Origin of the sequence: Herbiconiux liukaitaii (assembly GCF_041927495.1) — a bacterium.
GTDB lineage: Bacteria > Actinomycetota > Actinomycetes > Actinomycetales > Microbacteriaceae > Herbiconiux > Herbiconiux liukaitaii.
Window position 1 is genome coordinate 327,951 of record NZ_JBHFHG010000004.1, and the last position, 19,148, is coordinate 347,098.

The following is a 19,148-nucleotide window of genomic DNA, read 5'->3' on the forward strand; positions in this document are numbered from 1 at the left end:
CGCAATTCGAGGAGTCAAAAGTGGGCATCCAGACATGAAGGACGCACAGGAACTGACAGAATGACCAGCGTGACCGACCTCGACCGCCTCGACACCCGCATCCTGCTCGCCCTCGACGACGACCCCGAGGCCACGGTGCTCGCCATCGCATCCCGCCTCGGCGTGGCCCGCAACACCGTGCACGCCCGCCTCAAGCGGATGACCGCGAGCGGTGCGCTCGGCGCCTTCTCGAGGCGCGTCGACCCGGCGGCGCTCGGCTATCCGCTCGTCGCCTTCGTCTGGATCGCGATCAGCCAGGACGCCACCGACGAGGCCACCGCGAGCCTCGCCGAGATCGCCGAGATCGTGGAGATGCACGCCACCACGGGCGACGCCGACCTGCTCGCCAAGGTGGTGGCGCGCGATCCGCAGCACCTGCACCGGCTCACCTCGCGCATGCTCCGCATCGAGGGGGTGCAGCGCACGAGCACGGCGCTCTCGCTCGTGGAGGCGATGCCGCACCGCGTGCGCGGCCTGCTCGAGGAGGCCGTTGCGGCGCCTGCGTAGCGCCGGGAGGATGAGGGCATGCGCATCGACCTCACGGGCAGGACCGCCCTCGTCACCGGATCCACCTCGGGCATCGGCTTCGCCATCGCCGCCGGCCTCGCGAGTGCAGGGGCCGAGGTGGTGGTCAACGGGCGCTCGACCGGCACGGTGACGGATGCAGTGGGCCGCTTGCGCGACGAGCTCCCCGATGCCGGGATCCGCGGCATCGCCGCCGACGTCACCACCGAGGAGGGAGTGGCCCGTCTGCTCGACGAGCTGCCCGCGGTCGACGTGCTCGTCAACAACCTCGGCATCTTCGGCGCCGTCGAGCCGCTCGAGATCTCCGACGACGAGTGGCGCCGCTACTTCGACACCAACGTGCTGAGCGCCGTGCGCCTCATCCGCCGCTACCTGCCGGGCATGATCGAGGCCGGCTGGGGTCGCGTGATCGACATCGCGAGCGACTCGGCGGTCGTCATCCCGGCCGAGATGATCCACTACGGCGTCTCGAAGACGGCCCTGCTCGCCGCCTCGCGCGGCTTCGCGAAGGCCGCTGCCGGCACGGGAGTCACGGTCAACGCGGTGATCGCCGGCCCCACGCACACCGGCGGCGTCGAGGACTTCGTCTACGAACTCGTCTCGCGCGACCTGCCGTGGGAGGAGGCGCAGCGCGAGTTCATGCGCCTGCACCGCCCGCAGTCGCTGCTGCAGCGGCTCATCGAGCCCGAGGAGATCGCGAACATGGTGACGTACCTCGCGTCGCCGCTCGCCTCGGCCACCACGGGTGGGGCGCTGCGGGTCGACGGCGGGTACGTCGACTCGATCCTGCCCTGAGGGCGGGGCGCCCCGTCAGAGCGGCCACCCGGTGTACGCCTCGGCGAGGTAGGTGCGCCCCGCCTCCGACTCCACCACGCTGCGCAGCTCGCCGAGCTGGCGTCGGCGGTCGAAGTCGGTCGCCTCGGGCGTGACATGCAGCATGCTCGTCATCCACCACGAGAAGTGCTGCGCCTTCCAGATGCGGGCCAGCGCCCGCTCGGCGTAGCCGTCGATGAGACGCTCGTCGCCCTCAGCCAGAAGAGCGCGGAGGGCAGAGGCGAGCAGCACCACATCGGCGATCGCGAGGTTCATGCCCTTCGCCCCGGTGGGCGGAACGGTGTGGGCGGCGTCACCCACGAGGGCCACCCGGCCCGCACGCAGCTCGTGGGCCACGAAGCTGCGGAACCGCAGCACGTCGCGCTGGATGACGGGGCCCTCGTGCAGTCGCGTGCCCGGCACCCTGTCCTGCAGCGTCTCCCAGATCTCGGCATCGCTCGGGGCCGAGGCATCGGCGGTGGGGTCGCACTGGAAGTACATCCGCTGCACCGTGGGGCTGCGCTGGCTGATGAGCGCGAAGCCCTGCTCGGAGTTGCTGTAGATGAGCTCTTCCGAGCTCGGCGGCGCCTCGCACAGGATGCCGAACCAGGCGAAGGGGTACTCGCGGTAGTAGCCGCCCGTGCTCGATCCCGTCACGGCCGCGCGCACGACGCTCCGCGATCCGTCGGCCCCCACCACGAAGTCGGCCTCGATGCGGAGCGGCGCCCCCTCGGCGTCCATCGCCACGACCGCGGGGTGCGCGGGGTCGCCATCGTCGACGTGCTCCACGGTCACACCGAACCGCAGATCCTGGCCGGCACCGATCCGCAGAGCCAGCAGATCCTTGAGCACCTCGTGCTGGGGGTAGAGCCACACACTCCGGCCCACGAGGGAGGGGAGGTCGATGCGGTGCCCCTCGTCGCCGAACCGCAGTTCGATGCCGTCGTGCCGGTGGCCCACCGTGTCGACCCTCGTGCCGGGATCGATCGCGTGCAGCAGATCGACCGTGCCCTGCTCGAGGATGCCGGCCCTGATCGTCGACTCGATCTCGCTGCGCGAGCGGCTGTCGACCACCACGGAGTCGATGCCGGCGTCGGCCAGGAGCTGCGACAGGATGAGCCCGGCGGGGCCGGCCCCCACGATGGCGACTCGGGTGCGGACGGTGGTGGTCATGGCGTCTCCTTCGACGGGGTCGACGCCAGTGTGCGAGCTGCGGCACGAGAGCGGGCGCCGCTTTCCCGATGATCGGGAATCCGCGTCAGGATCGATAGCCGAGCGAGCGCGCGATGTCGTGGGCGGCGCGGTGCAGCTCGACCACTGCGAAATCCGCCTCGGAATCGCGGGGCAGCACCACCGAGAGCGCTGCGATGACGCGCCCGGTCTCATCCCGCACGGGCACCGCGATGCCGGTCGAGACCTCCTCGATGTAGCCGGGGGCGATCGCGTGGCCGAGGCCGCGCACCTCGGCGAGCTTGCGCCGCACGGCCTCCGGATCCGAGAGCGTGGCCCGGGTGAGCGGTGCGAGCGGCGCGGAGAGCACCCGCTCCTGCAGGTCGGGCGCCCCGAAGGCGAGCAGCACGAGCCCCGAGCTCGACGCGTGCAGCGGCAGCCGGCCCGCCACCCTCGTGACGTTCGATCCGGATCGCGGGCTGCTGAGGCGCTCGAGGAAGAGCGCCTCGTCCTGCTCCAGGATGGCGAGCTGGGTGTGCTCCCGCACCCTCGACTGCACCCGCTCCATGAACGGCATCGCGGCCTGCCGCAGCCGGAGCGCGTGCGAGGAGCGGGTGGAGAGCTCCCACAGCCGCATGCCGATGCGCACCCGACGGTCCTCGTCGCGCTCGAGCAGCCCGCCGGCGACGAGTTCGTTCACGATGCGGTGCGCGGTGGAGCTCGGCAGGCCGGAGCGGCGGCCGATCTCGGAGGCCGATTGCACGGTGCGGGTGGGCGTGAAGGTGTCGAGGATGCGCACGAGACGATCCGTGGCCGAGTCGCCGCTGGGGGAGTTCGCCATGCCCCATCGTCGCATGCGCGAGGCTGCGTTCCCATTCATCGGGAGTGGCGACCAGCGGGCGTGCCGGATGGCGGAGCATGGAGTCACGCGATCCGTCGAAGGAGACACCGTGAGGGAGACACCGTGACAGCACCAGCCGCCCGAGCGCCCGAGAGCCTCCTGGCCGCACCCGATCAGGCGACGCAGCGCGAGATCACGGCCGAGATCCGCGAGCGTCACGCCGAGCTGGCCCTGCTCGAGCAGCGGGGCGAGCGCTTGCCCTCCACCGTGCACGACTTCCCGGCCTACCGATCCAGCATCCTGCGCCACCCCACGAAGAGCCCCACGCTCGTCGACCCCGAGACCATCGAGCTGCTCTCGCCGGCGTTCGGGCAGCGCGACGTGGCGGCCATCGAGAGCGACCTCACCCTGCAGCACGCCGGCGAACCGCTCGGTGAGCGGATGACGGTGCAGGGGCGGCTCATCGACTCCTGGGGGCGGCCCGTGGCCGAGCAGCTCATCGAGATCTGGCAGGCCAATTCGGCCGGCCGCTACATCCATCAGCGGGATCAGCACCCCGCGCCGCTCGATCCCAACTTCACGGGGGCGGGGCGGGCCATCACGGATGCCGACGGGCACTACGCGTTCACCACCATCAAGCCGGGGCCGTATCCGTGGAAGAACCACGCGAACGCCTGGCGGCCGGCGCACATCCACTTCTCGGTGTTCGGCAGCTCGTTCACGCAGCGGCTCGTGACGCAGATGTACTTCCCCGGCGATCCGCTGTTCGCGCTCGACCCGATCTTCAACACCATCTGGCGGCAGAAGGATCGTGAGAGCCTGATCGGTGTGTACGACCACGACCTCACCTCGCCCGAGTGGGCTACCGGCTACCGCTTCGACATCGTGGTCGACGGCCCCGACGCCACCTGGTTCGAGAACGACACCGAGAGCGAGCCGTCATGACCGTGCCACCGCGCACCCTCCGAGCCACGCCGGGCCAGACGGTCGGCCCCTTCTTCGCCTACGGCGTGGGGTACGAGCGGATGCACCAGGTCGTCTCCCCCTACGCACCCGGTGCTGTGCTGCTCGGTGGCACCATCCGCGACGGTCTGGGGGCGCCCGTGCCCGATGCCTTCGTGGAGATCTTCGGCGCCGACGAGAACGGGCACGTGCCCAGGGAGCGGGGGGCCTTCCGTCGCGACGACCACACGTTCACAGGCTTCGGCCGGGCGTTCACGAACGACGAGGGGCACTACGAGTTCTTCACCAGGGCGCCGGGTGCCACGACTCGCGGGCGCGCGCCGTTCTGGGCGGCGATCGTCTACGCCCGTGGCCTGCCCGACAAGCTGCACACACGCATCTACCTGCCGGACGACCAGAGCGCCCTCGACGCCGACCCGCTGCTGGCGTCGCTCGAGCCACACGAGCGCTCGACCCTCATCGCGTCGCGCGAAGCCGCCGACCGCCTGCGCCACGACCTCCGTCTGCAGGGCGAGGAAGAGACGGTGTTCCTTGCCTTCTGACACCCCCGCCACCCCTGCCCCCGACGGCCGGCCCTCGAGCGGCCGGCCATCCGTGAGCTCGCGTGCGGACAGCCCTGTCGGCACTTCGGTGTCGGGCGCCGTCGATCGCGGTCTGCTGTCGCCGCTGACGGTCGGGCACGATGGGCTCGTCTCCGACGACGCCGTGGTCGACGCGCTCGTGACCGCCGAGCTCGCGCTCGTGCGCGCGTGGGCTGCGGTCGGCGCGTTGCCCTCGGTCGAAGCCGAGGCCATCGCCGAGGCGTGGGGATGGGATGCCGAGCTCCGCCGCGCCCGTCCGCACGGCATCGACGCGGGCGACCTCGCCGCGGCCGGAGTGGCCGGCGGCAATCCGGTCATCCCGTTGGTGAGCTCCCTGAAGCAAAGGGTCGATGCCGAGAAGCGTCCGTGGGTGCACCGTGGCGCCACCAGCCAGGACATCGTCGACACCGCCCTGATGCTCGTGGCCCGCCGTGCCGTCGACACGATCCTGGTCGAGCTGGAGGCCGCCGAGACGGCGCTCGCCGAGTTCGCCGCCGAGCACCGCGACGTCGTGGCCGCGGGCCGCACGCTCACCGCGCACGCCGTGCCCACCACCGTGGGGCTCCGCGCCGTCGGCTGGCTGGGCGGCCTCCGCCGCGCCTCCGCGAGGCTGCGGCAGCTCACCCTGCCCGCACAGCTCGGCGGAGCCGCCGGCACCCGTGCCTCGTTCGTCGAGCTCGGCGGCGCCGCAGCATCCGCTCTGCCGACCCGCTTCGCCGAGTCGGCGGGCCTCGCCTCCGTGGAGGAGGTGTGGCACACGAGCCGCTGGCCCATCACCGAGCTCGGAGACGCCCTGGCCCAGACGACGGATGCGCTCGGCAAGCTCGCGGGCGACGTCACCACCCTCTCGCGCACCGAGATCGCCGAGCTCGGCTCCGGGGCGGGAGGCGCCTCGTCGACCATGCCTCAGAAGAGCAACCCGGTGCAGGCGGTGCTCATCCGATCGGCCGCCCTGCGCGCTCCTCAGCTCGCGGCCACGCTGCACGTGTGCGCGGCGCTCGCCGTCGACGAACGGCCCGACGGTGCCTGGCACGCCGAGTGGCCGACCCTGCGCGAGCTGCTGAGACTCGCCCTCGGCGCGAGCGCCCACGGCGCGCAGCTCGCGCGGGCGCTGCGGGTGGACCGCGAGGCGGTGGCGCGCACCCTGGGCCTCACGCGCGGGCTCATCCTCGCCGAGCGCGTCTCGCTCGTGCTCACCCCCCTCATCGGCACCGACCGTGTGCGGGCTCTCGTGGCGCGGGTCGCGGCGGGGGAGGACCTCGCCGCCCTGCTCACCGCCCTCCCGGAGGCGGCGCCCCTCGACATCCCCGCCCTCCTAGACCCCACCCACTACCTCGGAGACGCCCTCACCCGAGTAGACCGCGCCACCACCCCCGCCCCCGCCGGCGCCACCGACGACGGGCACGGTCCTGCCAGCGGCGATGGGCGCGACCCTGCCGCCGGCGCTGGGCCCGACCCCGCCACCGACGTCGTGCACGACCCGGCCACCGATGGCGGACGCGACTCCGCCACCGACGACAGGCATGGCCCTGCCGCCGGCGATGGACTCGGCCCCGTTACCGGCGGCGGGCACGGCCCTGCCGCTGGTGGTGGACATGGCCCTGCCGCTGGTAGTGGGCACGGCCCTGCCGCCGGGAGCGGAGTGGGGGAGGCCTCATGACTGTTCCTGCCATCGCCGTGCGGGAGTTTGGTGGGGAGGACGGGCTGCCCTTGGTGGTGGTTGGGCCCTCGCTCGGGACCTCTGCCCTGCTGTGGGAGGGCGTGGCGCGCGGGCTGAGCGAGCGGTTCCGCGTCGTGGCGTGGGATCTGCCCGGGCACGGGGCATCCCGGCCCGCGACGGCGCCGTTCTCGGTGGCCGAGCTCGCCGACGCCGTCGCGGCCTCCGTGGAGGGTCCCTTCCTCTACGCCGGCGTCTCCCTCGGCGGCGCGACCGGCCTCGAACTGCTGCTGCGCCACGGCGACCGCGTGCGTGCGGCCGCCATCGTGGCTTCAGGCGCGCAGCTCGGCGAGCCGCAGGCCTGGCGGGATCGGGCGGCCACGGTGAGGGCCCAGAGCACCTCGAGCGTGATCATCGGATCGGCCGAGCGCTGGTTCGCGCCCGAGTCGATGGCGCGGCATCCGGATGTCTCGGGCCGGCTGCTGCACGCCCTGCAGGATGCCGACGACGAGTCGTACGCCCTCTGCTGCGAAGCACTCGCGCAGTACGACGTGCGCGGGCGCCTCGGCGAGATCGAAGCTCCCGTGCTCGCCCTGTGGGGGAGGTTCGACACCGTCGCCCCCGAGGAGAAGTCCGCCGAGATCGCCCGCGGCGTGCTGCACGGTGAATCCCACGTGGTCGAGGGCGCCGCGCACCTGCCGCCCGCCGAGCAGCCCGAGGAGACGGCGCGCCTGCTCCTCGCGTTCCTCGACCGCCTCTCTGAAGGAGACCGCCCGTGACGCCACCCGAGAGCACGCCCGATGCCGGACCCGCCAGGCCCGAGAGCAGGCTCCAGAGCCGGCCCGACGGCACGGGCCTCACCGACGCCGAGCGCTGGGAGCAGGGCATGGCCGTGCGGCGGGCCGTGCTCTCCGACGAGCACGTCGACCGCGCCGCGCGATCGAGCACCGAGCTGACCGCCGACTGGCAGGACTTCATCACCAGGGTGGCGTGGGGAGACATCTGGTCGCGCCCCGGCCTCGACCGCCGTTCGCGCTCAGTGGCCGTGCTCAGCTCGCTCATCGCGCACGGCCACCAGGAGGAGCTCGCGATGCACCTGCGCGCGGCCCTGCGCAACGGGCTGACGATGGAGGAGATTCGCGAGGTCATCCTGCAGTCGGCCGTCTACTCCGGTGTTCCGGCCGCCAACACGGCGTTCCGGATCGCCGCGGCCGTGTTCGCCGAGACCCCGCCCGCCGAGACCCCACCCGCCGAGACCCCGCCCAGCGACCCGGCAGGCTGATCGCAAGCCCTGGAATGCTTATGAGCGGATCGCTATCACTTATGCGCAGAACAAACATAAGGCGGTAGGCTCGAAGCGCCACTCCGTACGGAGCCGGTTCCACCCCCATCACAGGGAGCGACGATGCTTCTCGAGCGCGATCTCATCCAGTCCATCGGATTCTGCAACATCACCGAGGGCGGCGAGGTCACCGGCTTCCAGCTGCGCCTCCGCATGCAGTCCTACCGCGGCATGACGGCGTCGCTCATCGACGGTGTGGCCGTGCGGGTCGGCGACCTCGTCGACGTGGGCCCCGATGTTCCGCTGTGGACGCTGCAGGGCGAGACCCGCACCCTGCAGCAGCTCTGGGACTCCGAGGGCCTGCGCTGGCCGCTCGAGGACGCGGCCGTCATCACGGTGCCGCTGCCGGGAGGCCTGCCCGAGGGTGTGCACGAGGTCTCGGTGGAGCTCCGCCTGCGCATGTCGTACATCCCCGAGGAGCACCAGCCCTCCGTCTTCCGCGAGACCCGCCGCATGACGCTGCGGTCGTCGGAGCAGGGGGGCCCGTTCCAGTACGGCGTGAGCCTCTACAGCTACATGCACGACTTCGGCACCGTGCTCGACCTCGAGTCGGCGCTCGCCCACGTGGCCGATGTGGGCGCCACGGGCATCGAGGTCCTGGGCGAGGCCCACGTGGCGGGCTACCCCGAGCCCTCGACGGCGTGGCTCGACACCTGGTTCGAGCTGCTCGAGCGCTACTCGCTCACCCCCACCAACCTCGGCTCGTGGATCGACACCCGGCTGCACTCCAGCGGACCCAACGCCCGCGCCATGACGGCCGAGGAGGGGGCGGCGACGCTGCAGCGCGACCTGCGCCTCGCCAAGCGCCTCGGCTTCCAGTTCGTGCGCCCCAAGATCGGCGTCGTCTCGAGCGATCTCGTGCCCGACCCCATCTGGACGGAGTCGGTGGAGCGGAGCCTCGACCTCGCCGCCGAGCTCGACGTGATCATCTGCCCCGAGATCCACTCGCCGACCCCCATCAAGCACCCGGTGGTCGACGACTACATCGACCTCATCCAGCGCACGGGCACGAAGCACTTCGGTCTGCTCATCGACACCGGGATCTTCCAGGACCGCCCCATCCCGTTGCGCCCGGGTGAGACCCGCGAGACGCGGCCCGCCTTCCTCGACGGCATCGGCGTCGACCCCGCCGATCTCGTGGCGATCGGCGAGTACATCGTGTTCGTGCAGGCCAAGTTCCACGACATCGACGACGAGCTCGTCGACCAGCAGATCCCCTGGCAGCCGGTGCTGCAGAGCCTCAAGGATGCGGGCTACACGGGCTACCTGTCGAGCGAGTACGAGGGCACGAGGGAACCCTGGCGCGCCATCGAGCAGGTGCGCCGCCAGCACTCCCTCATCCGCAGCGTCGCCTCGCGCCTCAGCTGACCCGCTCGCACCCGATCACCCGACTCCACGAGAGAAGCTCCACCATGGCCATGCCCAACGGACTCCTGACCGCCGACAGCCTGCGCACGCATCCCGACGGGCTCGCGCTCTCGCTCACCATCCCCTGGTACCGCAGCCTCTGGCTCTCCTCGGTCTCCGAGCTCACCCTCACCCTCGACGGGGTCGAGGTGCCGGCGGAGCAGCTGCGGTTCGAGCTCGACGGCACGACCTACTCCCTCGACGAGCTGCCGCAGAGCAGCGAGGTGCTCTGGCACCTGCAGAGCCACCCGCTGCTGATCGTGCGTCGGGATGCACCGATCGCGCTGGGTGACACCCACGAGGTCGTGCTGCACGGCGAGCTCCGCCTGCCGTACATGCAGATCGCGCCCGGTCGGGATGGCGGGCCGGGCATCTACGTGCCGAACGTGGTGCACGACGTCTTCACCCTGGTGGCGACGGATAGGGCCTCTGCGCCACCCGCGGCGGTCCCGACCTCCGTCACGGTCTCCCAGCAGGCTCCCCCCGCGCCCGACAGCGGTGACGACCCATTCCAGCTCGGGCTCACCCTCTACTCGGCCAGCGCCGAGTTCCGCGCCGGCTGGTTCGACTTCGACGGCCTGCTCGACCGCGTGGCCGAGCTGGGCATCGGCCCCGGCATCGAGATCGTGGCGTCGCAGGCGCTGCCGAGCTATCCGGTCGTCACGAGCGACTTCGCCGACCGCTGGCGCACCGCCTTCGACAAGCACGGCTTCGTGGCGAGCTCCTTCGGGGCGAACCTCGACATGGGCCGCCGCCGTGACCGCGACATGACCCCCGACGAGGAGTTCGAGTTCAGCGAGCTCCTGCTGCAGGGCGCCGCGACGCTGGGATTCCCGCTCGTGCGCATCCAGAGCGCGAAGCCGGAGCTGCTGCGCCGACTGCTGCCCGTGGCCGAGGAGCTCGAGCTCAAGCTGGCCTACGAGATCCACGCGCCGATGGGTCCGAACACGGCCGACATCGTGAAGGTGCGGGATGTCTACGCCGAGCTCGACTCGCCACTGCTCGGCTTCGTGGCCGACTTCTCCTCGACCATGCACTCCATGTCGCCCACCCTGCTCCGAGCCGTCGCCCGCGCGGGGCTCGACGACGAGGCGGTGCAGACGCTGCAGAGCATCTGGGCGACGGATGCCCCCATGCGCGAGCGGCAGCAGGAGTTCATCGGCTACCTCACCGGGCGGGGCTTCGACCCCGGCCGACTGGGTTCGTTCGCCCACCTGGCCTTCAACATGCACGGGCACATCGACCCTCGCGAGTGGGCCGACATCATGCCGCAGATCTTCCACGTGCACGCCAAGTTCTACGACATCGACGACGAGGGGCAGGAGCCGGCCATCGACTACCCCGCCCTCGTCGACGTGTTCGTGGAAGGCGGCTACCGGGGCTTCTGGTCGAGTGAGTGGGAGGGGCACGCCTTCGCGCACCTCGGCGAGGTGGATCCGCTCGTGCTCGTGCGGCGCCAGCACGACCTCATCCGCTCGGCGATGCGCAAGCACACGCCCACCCGCTGAGCTCTCACCCGCTGAGCCGTCAGCCCTGCGTAGGGCGACGGTTCAGCTCGGGCGATGAACGGTCTCCTCCACGATGCGGCCCGCCTCGGCGAACAGGGCGCGCATCCACGCGTGCTCGGGGTCGCTGCCGTGCACGGGATGCCACCACAGCGCGTTCGTGATGGGAGTGGCGGCGAAGGGCAGTCGCACGATGCGCAGGCCGCCGATGCTCCGCGCGAGCGGCACGAGGGCGCCGTGGATGAGGCCCACGCGATCGCTGCCGAGCACGAAGAGCGGCATCGAGAGGAAGCTCTCGACCACGACGTCGACCCTGGGCTCCACGCCGAGCTGCTGGATCTGCCTCGCCACCGAGGTGAAGGCGCTCCGGGAGGCGTAGGTCAGCACGAACGGCAGGGTCGCCAGATCGTCCATCGAGAGCTCGTCGCCCACCGCGGTGTTCGACTCGGCCACGATCGCGTGCCAGTCGTCGTGCCACAGGTCGGCGTAGGGCATGTCGGTGAGGAAGCCGTGCGGCAGGATCATGGCGTCGGCCGACCGCAGCCGGTTCGCCGCGTCCTCCACCACCACGGGGTTGTGCAGCATGAAGTGGAAGCGCACGTTGCTGGTGCGCTCCGAGGCGAGACGGGCCACGACGGTGCCGATGGTGGCGAATCCGTAGTCGGATCCGTACACCGAGAACTCGCGGCTCGACTGGGCCGGCGACCAGGTCGCCTGGCTCTCGAACACCCGCCTGGCCGCCTCGAGCGCGGTGGCGGTGTGCTCCGAGATGCGCAGGGCGAACGGGGTGAGCTCGTAGGAGTTGCCGCGGCGCGCCAGGATCGGGTCGTCGAAGTGCGTGCGCAGCCGCGCGAGCGAGGCGCTCAGCGCGGGCTGGCTGAGGTGCAGCCGCTCCGCGGCCCGCGTGACGCTGCGCTCGGTGAGGAGGGCGTCGAGGGCGACGAGGAGGTTGAGATCGAGGCGGGAGAGCAACGAATAATCGGCCACGACGATGTGATCCTCCGGTCAGCGGGTGATGCCTGACTCTACCTTATGCCGCATATCGAAAGCACTTATGTGTGTTTCTAGCACAAGCGATGCGATACTGGCGGAACAGCAGGGCGCCTCGTACGGACGGGCCGCCGACAACGAAGTCAGAAAGGCTGGACATGGCACAGCAACGTCGCTCTCGCGTCCTCCGCACGAGCATGGTGGCCACCACGGCTGCCGCCGCCCTCATCCTCTCCGGATGCTCCGGATCCGGGGACAGCGCAGAGACGGATGGGAACTCCTTCACGTTCACGTTCGCCACCTCGAACAACCTGGAGAGCCCCTACGAGACGCTCGCCAAGGACTACATGGCCGAGAACGAGGGTGTGGAGATCACGACCAACCCCACCCCCAACGACAAGTACGGCGAGACCATCCGCACCCAGCTCTCCGCGGGCAACGCCTCCGATGTCATCCAGACCACGCCCGGCTCGGGAGACGCCCGCGGGCTGATCCCCCTCGCCGAGGCGGGCTTCCTGGCTCCGCTCGGCGACACGGCCGCAGGCCTCATCCCCGAGGGCAGCGAGTCGGTCTTCGAGTACGAGGGCGAGGTCTACGGCCAGCCGCTCGACTTCACCATCGGATCGATCGTCGCCTCGATGGGCACGGCCGCCCAGGCCGGCATCACCGAGTTCCCGACCAGCATGGACGATCTCTACACGGAGTGCACCGACCTCACGGCCGCCGGCAAGTCGATGTTCGCCGTGGCGGGCGCCGCCGGCCCCAACGCCGGTCTCACGGCCCAGGCCATCTCGGCCAGCCGCGTCTACGCCGAGACCCCCGACTGGAACCAGCAGCGCGCCGACGGCGAGGTCACCTTCGCCGACACCGAGGGCTGGAAGGACACGCTCCAGACCATCATCGACCTGAACGAGGGCGGATGCTTCCAGCCCGGCGTCGAGGGCGGCGGCTTCGACGCCATCACCAACGGCCTCGCGGGCGGCACCTCCATCGGCGGCTTCATCCCCTCCGGATCCGCGGTCGAGATCGCCACGGCCGCTCCGCCGGAGGCCGACTTCAAGATCCAGGCCTTCCCGGCTCCGGATGGCGGCACGCCCTACATCCTCGCGAGCTCGAACTACACGATGTCGCTCAACGCCAAGTCGGCCGACAACACCGCGGCGAAGGACTTCCTCGACTGGCTCGCCACCCCGGAGGCCCAGCAGAAGTACTTCGAGTACTCCGGTGAGCTGCCGATCTCGGCGTACCAGGACATGGACCTCAGCGACACCGTCTACTCCGACGTGGTCGACCTGCTCGCCGACGGCTCCTACGCACCGCTGCCGGCGAACGTGTGGCCCAACCCGTCGGTGTACGCCGCTCTGCAGACCGGTGTGCAGGGTCTCCTGACCGGTCAGAACACCGTCGACCAGGTGCTCGCCTCCATGGATGCCGCGTGGGACGAGTGACCTGCAGCGACTGACCCGGTGCCGCTCGGGAGACGACCTCTCCCGGGCGGCACCCCCCATCCGGCCCCGATGACGATGAGGACATCATGAGCTCTACCCTCAAGAACCGCGAGGAGACCCGCGAAGCCACCCCCGGAGACGACCGCGGCCACTCGCGCGGCACGAAGCCCGTGCGTCGGCGTTCGCGCCAGCTCTCGTTCGGCCACTGGTGGTGGGCCCTCCCCGGCATCGTGTTCGTGCTCGCCATCCACTACGTCGCCACCTCGATCGGCGGGTTCTTCGCCTTCACCGACTGGTCGGGCATCGGCGACTTCGCCGTGATCGGCTTCGACAACTTCGTCAAGATCTTCGAGGACTCGACCAAGTTCGGCTCGCTCCTCAACACCCTCTTCCTCGCCTTCGGCTCGGTGGTGCTCAGCAACATCGCCGGCCTCGTGCTGGCCCTCGGCCTCAACCGCGGCCTCAAGTCGCGCTACGTGCTGCGAGTGCTCTTCTTCATGCCGGTGGTGCTCAGCCCGCTCGCCGTCTCGTACATCTGGAAGTTCATCTTCGACTTCAACGGGCCCATCAACACCGCGCTGAACGCCCTGGGCCTCGGTGAGTTCGCCAAGGCCTGGGTGGCAGACCCCACCTACGCCATCTGGACCGTGCTCATCGTGCTCGTCTGGCAGAACACCGGCATCGCCATGGTGATCTACATCGCCGGCCTCTCGTCGGTCCCCGTCGAGGTGGAGGAGGCGGCCGCCATCGACGGAGCCACCCTCTGGCAGCGCTTCGTGCACGTGACGCTCCCCGGCATCCGGCCCGCCATCGCCATCTCCACCACGCTCGGCCTCGTGAACGGACTCAGGGTGTTCGACCAGATCATGGCCCTCACCGGAGGCGGACCGGCCGGAGCCACCGAGACGCTGGCCACCCAGGTCTACAAGGAGTCGTTCGCCCTCGGCAACTTCGGCTACGGCGCAGCACTCGCGCTCGTGCTGACCGTCATCATCCTCGTCTTCGCCGTGCTGCAGCAACGGGTGACCGGCGAGAAGAAGGAGGGCAACTGAGATGTTCAGGTACACCAAGTTCACCGCCCTGCGCGAGGTCCTCTTCTGGATCGCCGCCCTCGTCTTCCTCGCTCCCTTCTACTTCCTCATCACCACGGCGCTCAAGTCGGACAGCGAGGCCATCACCTCGTCGACGCTCGCCCCGCCCGCGGCGCTCGACTTCTCGAACTTCTCGAAGGTGCTGACCGCCACCGGCAACTCGAACGTGCTGCTCGGCCTCGTGAACAGCCTCATCATCACCGCGGGCAGCATCGTGCTGCTCGTGCTGCTCGGGGCCCTCACGGGCTACGTGATCTCGCGCAGCACGAGGCGCTGGAGCCGAGGCGTGTTCTACCTCTTCCTCATCGCCATCGTGCTGCCCACCCAGCTCGGCACCGTGCCCCTCTACATCGGGGCGAGGGCCATCGGGCTCACGGGCTCGGTCTGGGGCATGATCCTGCTCTTCACGGGCATGCTGCTGCCGCTCGCGATCTTCCTCTACGCGGGCTTCTTCCGCAGCCTCGGCACCGAGTACGAGGAGGCCGCCGCCATCGACGGCGCCACCCGCACCCAGATCTTCTTCCGCATCGTGCTGCCCCTCATGGCTCCGGCCACGGGCACGGTCGCCACGCTCGCCGGGCTCATCGTCTGGAACGACTTCTTCACCTCCCTGATCTTCCTCGGCGGATCGGAGAACCAGACGCTCCCGGTGGCCATGTACTACTACATCGGCTCGCTGGTCTCGTCGTGGAACCAGATCTTCGCCATCGTGATCGTCTCGATGGTCCCCATCCTCGCGTTCTTCCTGTTCGCCCAGAAGCAGTTCATGCAGGGGTTCTCGGGCGGCCTCAAGGGTTAGCGCCCTACGCCCGAATCAGTTCCACCACACCTCTCACGAAAGCAGGACACCATGTACACCCTCGCGCCCAACATCGAGCTCCTCTACACCGAGGCAGGCGACTACCAGGACCGCGTGCGCGCGGCCGCGGCCGCCGGCTTCACCGCCGTGGAGATGTGGGGACCGACCGGTACCGATGCTCCGGCGAAGCCCAAGGACATCCCGGCGCTCAAGGCGGCCCTCGAGGAGACGGGCACCTCGCTCGTGGCCCAGCTCGCCGAGCCGCGCACGCAGTTCATGATCCCCCCGCGCGACCACTCCGCCTTCTACAGCAAGCTCGACGAGGGCGTGGCGATCGCGCGGGAGCTCGGCAACACGCGCATCGTCGTGGGCAGCGGCACCGGCTTCGGCGGGGCCAAGCGGCAGACCCAGCTCGACGACCTCATCGAGATCTACACGAAGGCCATCGCGCAGATCGACGGATCGGGCGTGACCCTCGTGATCGAGCCGGTCAACGTGCGCGTCGACCACCCCGGATCGCTCCTCGACCGCACCGCCGAGGGCGTCTACATCGCCCGCGGTGTCGACTCGCCGTTCTTCGGCGTGCTCTACGACATCTACCACTCGGCGGTCGAGGGCGAGGACATGGAGGCCGAGCTCGCCAACGGCGGGGACCTCATCCGCTACGTGCAGCTCGCCGACGCACCCGGTCGCGGTGAACCGGGCACCGGATCCCTCGACTGGGACGAGCGCCTCGGGCTGCTCCGCGCCGCCGGCTACGACGGCCCGATCGGCCTCGAGTACTACCCGACCACCGAGAGCGACGCCTCCGTCGCCCTCATCCGCGAGGTGGCGGCCCGAGTATGACCGGCCCGCGCTACCCGCAGGCGGTCGATGTCGCGATCGTGGGGAGCGGACCCACAGGGTCGGCCTACGCACGCATCCTCAGCGAGCTGGCCCCCGGCCTCTCGATCGCGATGTTCGAGGTGGGCCCGACGGTCTCCGAACCCGCTGGGTCGCACGTCAAGAACATCGTCGACGGTGAGCAGAGGGCCTCGGCCCAGCGGCGCTCGGAGGGCCCGGGTGCCGGCGAGGCCACCCTGAACTCGCCCTCCGCGGTGGCGCAGGGCGGCCGCCGGGCGCGCCCGGGCACGTTCCTGCTGCCCGACGGCGCCTTCGCCACGAGCGGCGACGGACTGCCGCTCGCGGCCATGTCGAGCAACGTGGGCGGCATGGGTGCGCACTGGACCGCGGCCTGCCCGCGCCCGGGAGCGAGTGAGCGCATCGGCTTCCTCGACGACACCGGTGAGCTCGACGAGCTGCTCGCCGAGGGTGAACGGCTGCTCGGCGTCACGACCCACGCCTTCGACGGGGCTCCGTTCGGCGACCTGCTGAGGGAGCGGCTCTCCGCCGCGGTCGACGAGGGCAGGCTCGCCGCCTCGCGGGTGCAGCGCATGCCGCTCGCCGTGCACCGCCGCGACGACGGGGGCCTCGTGTGGTCGGGCTCCGACGTGGTGATGGGCGACGTGACGCGGCAGAACCCCCGGTTCGAGCTGTTCGACGAGTCGCTCGTGACCCGGGTCGTGATCGAGCCGGAGCACCACCAGGTGGCCGGCGTCGAGGTGCGCGATCAGCGCACGGGCGAGCGGCACGAGGTGCGCGCCCGCTTCGTGGTGGTGGCGGCGGATGCGCTGCGCACGCCGCAGCTCCTGTGGGCCTCCGGCATCCGCCCCGATGCCCTCGGCCGCTACCTCAACGACCAGTCCCAGGTGGTCTTCGCCGCCCGCATCACGGGTATCGACGATCTCGAGCCCGCTCCCGAGGCCGCGCGGCCCGCGAGCGGAGCCCTGAGCGAATCGAGCGGGGTGAGCTGGGTGCCGTTCACCGACGACCTGCCGTTCCACGGACAGGTGATGCAGCTCGACGCGTCACCGATCCCGCTCGCCGACGACGACCCGGTGGTGCCCGGCTCGATCGTGGGGCTCGGCCTGTTCTGCGCGAAGGAGCTCCAGCGCGACGACCGGCTCGAGTTCACCGACGGTGACGTCGACTCCTACGGGATGCCCGCCATCCGGGTGCACTACGCCCTCACCGAGCGCGACCGCGAGGTCATCGACCGCGCCAAGCGCGAGATCGTGAGCCTCGGCCGTGCGGTGGGGGAGCCCCTCGACGAGCATCCGTTCCAGCTGCCGCTCGGGGCATCACTGCACTACCAGGGCACCACGCGCATGGGCGAGACCGACGACGGCGAGAGCGTGTGCGGCCCCACGAGCGAGGTGTGGGGGTTCCCCGGCCTGCACGTGGCCGGCAACAACGTCATCCCCACCTCGACGGCGTGCAACCCCACGCTCACCTCCGTGGCCCTGGCGGTCAAGGGAGCCAGGGCCATCGCGGCCCAGGATTGACTTAGGTAGAAAACCGACATTAGGATGAATGAATCATGACAAAGTGGTCGTACACGAGGAGGACGCGATGATCCCGGATCGCATCATCGAGCAGAACACCCTGAAGACGGACGGCGCGACCTCGACGGTCGAGGTCCGTCTCCCCTGGTACCGCTCGCTGCCGGCGGCCTCGGTCTCCGAGGTGGAGTTCAGCGTGGACGGCGTCGCCGCTCCCGCCGACTCGATCCGCTGGACCATGAACGGCCGCACCTACACGCTCGACGAGCTCGTGGGGGTCATCGACGAGTGGTGGTTCCCCACCGACTCCGCCGTGCTCTCGGGGAGCATCCCCGTAGAGGTCGGCGGCTCGCACGAGGTGAGGGTGGCGCTCAAGCTCTACATCCCCTACGTCGTCACCGACCACGGGGTGCTGCGCATCGAAGAGCACAACGAGAAGACCATGGAAGCGGTGGCATCATGACCGACGTATCGACCGGCTTGGGCACGCCCATCCAGGGCGTCACGCTCTACAGCTTCACCCGGGCGTTCCACGCCAGGGAGTACGACCTCGAGGGGCTGCTGCGCAAGGTCGCCGCCGAGGGATTCGGGCCGGGTGTCGAGATCATCGGCTTCTCGAGCATCCGCGACTTCCCGAAGATCGACGATGCGTTCGTGGGCTGGTTCCGCGACATCATGGCCGAGCTCGACCTCGTGCCCACCTCGCTCGCCGCCAACGGCGACTGGGCCGTCGATCCGCGCCGCATGATGAGCATCGACGAGGTGGTCGAGTACATGACGCCCCAGGTCGAGGCGGCGGCGAAGCTCGGGTTCCCGGTGGCGCGCATCACGCCCACCGGCCTGCCGCCGGAGTTCTTCGAGAAGATCCTCCCCGTGGCCGAGCGCACCGGCGTGACCCTCGCCCTCGAGGTGCACGCCCACCACCACGGTCGGCACGAGGACATCATGCTCGTGCGCGACGCCTTCGAGCGGATCGACTCGCCCCTGCTCGGCTTCACGGCCGACTGGGGTGCCACGGTCGTGGGCTTCGCGCCGTCGCTGCTCGAGGCCTACCGCCGCCGCGGCGCGAGCGAGGAGCTCCTCACCGCCGTGAGCGAGCTCTGGAACCGCACCTACCAGGAGGGACCGCCCGAGACGCAGGCTCAGCACGGGGAGCGCTTCGGCGCCTTCATCGGGCTCGCCCACCAGCACGGTCGGCCCGACCTCGGCATCGACTTCGGCATCAACGGCACCGGGCTCTTCGGCCCCGCCCAGATCGACACCTGGGACGGGATCGCCCCGTGGATCCGCCACGTGCACGGCAAGTTCTTCGGCATCGACGAGCACGGCGAAGAGCCCTCGGTGCCCGTGCGCGGCCTCATCCAGTACCTCGTGGAGCGCGGTTACAGCGGCGCCATCTCGAGCGAGTACGAGGGCTGGCACTGGAACTCCTGGGAGAGCCCGTTCGACATCATCCGCGGGGAGCACGCCGTGCAGCGCTCGGCCGCCGCCGACGCGGGGTCGCGCATGATCACCGACCCGGCCGAAGCACGAGCCGTGCTCTCCTCCCACCTCGCCCAGCCCACGCGCTGAGCGGACGACACCTCCAGAAGGACA

19 protein-coding genes are annotated in these 19,148 nt (G+C 70.4%); 16 read left to right on the plus strand and 3 right to left on the minus strand.

Annotated elements, in window-relative coordinates; genetic code table 11:
* Positions 1–60 precede the first annotated feature (60 nt).
* Together ACEXQC_RS09195 and ACEXQC_RS09200 are read left to right on the plus strand one after the other, a co-directional pair.
* Positions 61–546, plus strand: a complete 486-nt coding sequence (locus ACEXQC_RS09195; RefSeq protein ID WP_374820722.1) for an Lrp/AsnC family transcriptional regulator — start codon at positions 61–63, stop codon at positions 544–546.
* 18 nt (positions 547–564) lie between these two features.
* Entirely contained in the window at positions 565–1,359 is a 795-nt protein-coding gene (locus ACEXQC_RS09200; protein ID WP_374820724.1) for an SDR family NAD(P)-dependent oxidoreductase, read from the plus strand.
* Positions 1,360–1,374: 15 nt separating this feature from the next.
* Here the strand turns inward: ACEXQC_RS09200 and ACEXQC_RS09205 are convergent, their stop codons facing one another.
* Positions 1,375–2,550, minus strand: coding sequence for a 4-hydroxybenzoate 3-monooxygenase (locus ACEXQC_RS09205; RefSeq protein ID WP_374820727.1), 1,176 nt, complete (start codon positions 2,548–2,550; stop codon positions 1,375–1,377).
* An 85-nt stretch (positions 2,551–2,635) separates the two neighbouring features.
* Positions 2,636–3,388, minus strand: a complete 753-nt coding sequence (locus ACEXQC_RS09210; protein WP_374820730.1) for an IclR family transcriptional regulator — start codon at positions 3,386–3,388, stop codon at positions 2,636–2,638.
* A gap of 123 nt (positions 3,389–3,511) precedes the next feature.
* On the opposite strand from ACEXQC_RS09210, the gene pcaH reads away from it, so the two are divergent.
* From pcaH to ACEXQC_RS09245, 7 genes are all read left to right on the plus strand, one after another.
* Positions 3,512–4,333 (plus strand): protocatechuate 3,4-dioxygenase subunit beta, encoded by an 822-nt coding sequence (gene pcaH / locus ACEXQC_RS09215; RefSeq protein ID WP_374820733.1) that lies wholly within the window; start codon positions 3,512–3,514, stop codon positions 4,331–4,333.
* On the plus strand, positions 4,330–4,893 hold the full coding sequence (pcaG, locus tag ACEXQC_RS09220) for a protocatechuate 3,4-dioxygenase subunit alpha (RefSeq protein ID WP_374820736.1): 564 nt from the start codon (positions 4,330–4,332) through the stop codon (positions 4,891–4,893). Before pcaH ends, pcaG begins: the two co-directional genes overlap by 4 nt.
* Positions 4,883–6,592, plus strand: a complete 1,710-nt coding sequence (locus ACEXQC_RS09225) for a lyase family protein (RefSeq protein WP_374820739.1) — start codon at positions 4,883–4,885, stop codon at positions 6,590–6,592. The genes pcaG and ACEXQC_RS09225 overlap by 11 nt, the downstream gene beginning before the upstream one ends.
* A complete protein-coding gene (locus ACEXQC_RS09230) occupies positions 6,589–7,368 on the plus strand; it encodes an alpha/beta fold hydrolase (protein ID WP_374820742.1) in 780 nt (259 codons plus the stop codon). Before ACEXQC_RS09225 ends, ACEXQC_RS09230 begins: the two co-directional genes overlap by 4 nt.
* A 107-nt stretch (positions 7,369–7,475) precedes the next feature.
* On the plus strand, positions 7,476–7,871 hold the full coding sequence (locus ACEXQC_RS09235; RefSeq protein ID WP_374822032.1) for a carboxymuconolactone decarboxylase family protein: 396 nt from the start codon (positions 7,476–7,478) through the stop codon (positions 7,869–7,871).
* Between the two features lie 123 nt (positions 7,872–7,994).
* Positions 7,995–9,299 carry a C-glycoside deglycosidase beta subunit domain-containing protein gene (locus tag ACEXQC_RS09240; protein ID WP_374820745.1) on the plus strand — a complete coding sequence of 435 codons (1,305 nt, stop codon included), beginning with the start codon at positions 7,995–7,997 and terminating at the stop codon, positions 9,297–9,299.
* 50 nt (positions 9,300–9,349) lie between these two features.
* Positions 9,350–10,846: a C-glycoside deglycosidase beta subunit domain-containing protein gene (locus ACEXQC_RS09245; protein WP_374822035.1), complete on the plus strand. Its 1,497-nt coding sequence runs from the start codon at positions 9,350–9,352 to the stop codon at positions 10,844–10,846.
* Positions 10,847–10,888: 42 nt separating this feature from the next.
* On the opposite strand, the gene ACEXQC_RS09250 is transcribed toward ACEXQC_RS09245, so the two are convergent.
* Positions 10,889–11,830, minus strand: coding sequence for a LysR family transcriptional regulator (locus ACEXQC_RS09250; RefSeq protein WP_374820748.1), 942 nt, complete (start codon positions 11,828–11,830; stop codon positions 10,889–10,891).
* Positions 11,831–11,991: 161 nt separating this feature from the next.
* Between ACEXQC_RS09250 and ACEXQC_RS09255 the strand changes: the two genes are divergently transcribed.
* From ACEXQC_RS09255 to ACEXQC_RS09285, 7 genes are all read left to right on the plus strand, one after another.
* Positions 11,992–13,281: an ABC transporter substrate-binding protein gene (locus ACEXQC_RS09255; RefSeq protein WP_374820751.1), complete on the plus strand. Its 1,290-nt coding sequence runs from the start codon at positions 11,992–11,994 to the stop codon at positions 13,279–13,281.
* Between the two features lie 86 nt (positions 13,282–13,367).
* Positions 13,368–14,333, plus strand: coding sequence for a carbohydrate ABC transporter permease (locus ACEXQC_RS09260; protein ID WP_374820754.1), 966 nt, complete (start codon positions 13,368–13,370; stop codon positions 14,331–14,333).
* 1 nt (position 14,334) lies between these two features.
* Positions 14,335–15,171: a carbohydrate ABC transporter permease gene (locus ACEXQC_RS09265; RefSeq protein ID WP_374820757.1), complete on the plus strand. Its 837-nt coding sequence runs from the start codon at positions 14,335–14,337 to the stop codon at positions 15,169–15,171.
* A gap of 51 nt (positions 15,172–15,222) precedes the next feature.
* Positions 15,223–16,017, plus strand: a complete 795-nt coding sequence (locus ACEXQC_RS09270; protein ID WP_374820760.1) for a TIM barrel protein — start codon at positions 15,223–15,225, stop codon at positions 16,015–16,017.
* On the plus strand, positions 16,014–17,555 hold the full coding sequence (gene carA / locus ACEXQC_RS09275; protein ID WP_374820762.1) for a c-glycoside 3-oxidase CarA: 1,542 nt from the start codon (positions 16,014–16,016) through the stop codon (positions 17,553–17,555). Before ACEXQC_RS09270 ends, carA begins: the two co-directional genes overlap by 4 nt.
* Before the next feature lie 67 nt (positions 17,556–17,622).
* A complete protein-coding gene (locus tag ACEXQC_RS09280; protein ID WP_374820765.1) occupies positions 17,623–18,015 on the plus strand; it encodes a C-glycoside deglycosidase beta subunit domain-containing protein in 393 nt (130 codons plus the stop codon).
* Entirely contained in the window at positions 18,012–19,124 is a 1,113-nt protein-coding gene (locus ACEXQC_RS09285; protein WP_374820767.1) for a sugar phosphate isomerase/epimerase family protein, read from the plus strand. Before ACEXQC_RS09280 ends, ACEXQC_RS09285 begins: the two co-directional genes overlap by 4 nt.
* Positions 19,125–19,148 lie beyond the last annotated feature (24 nt).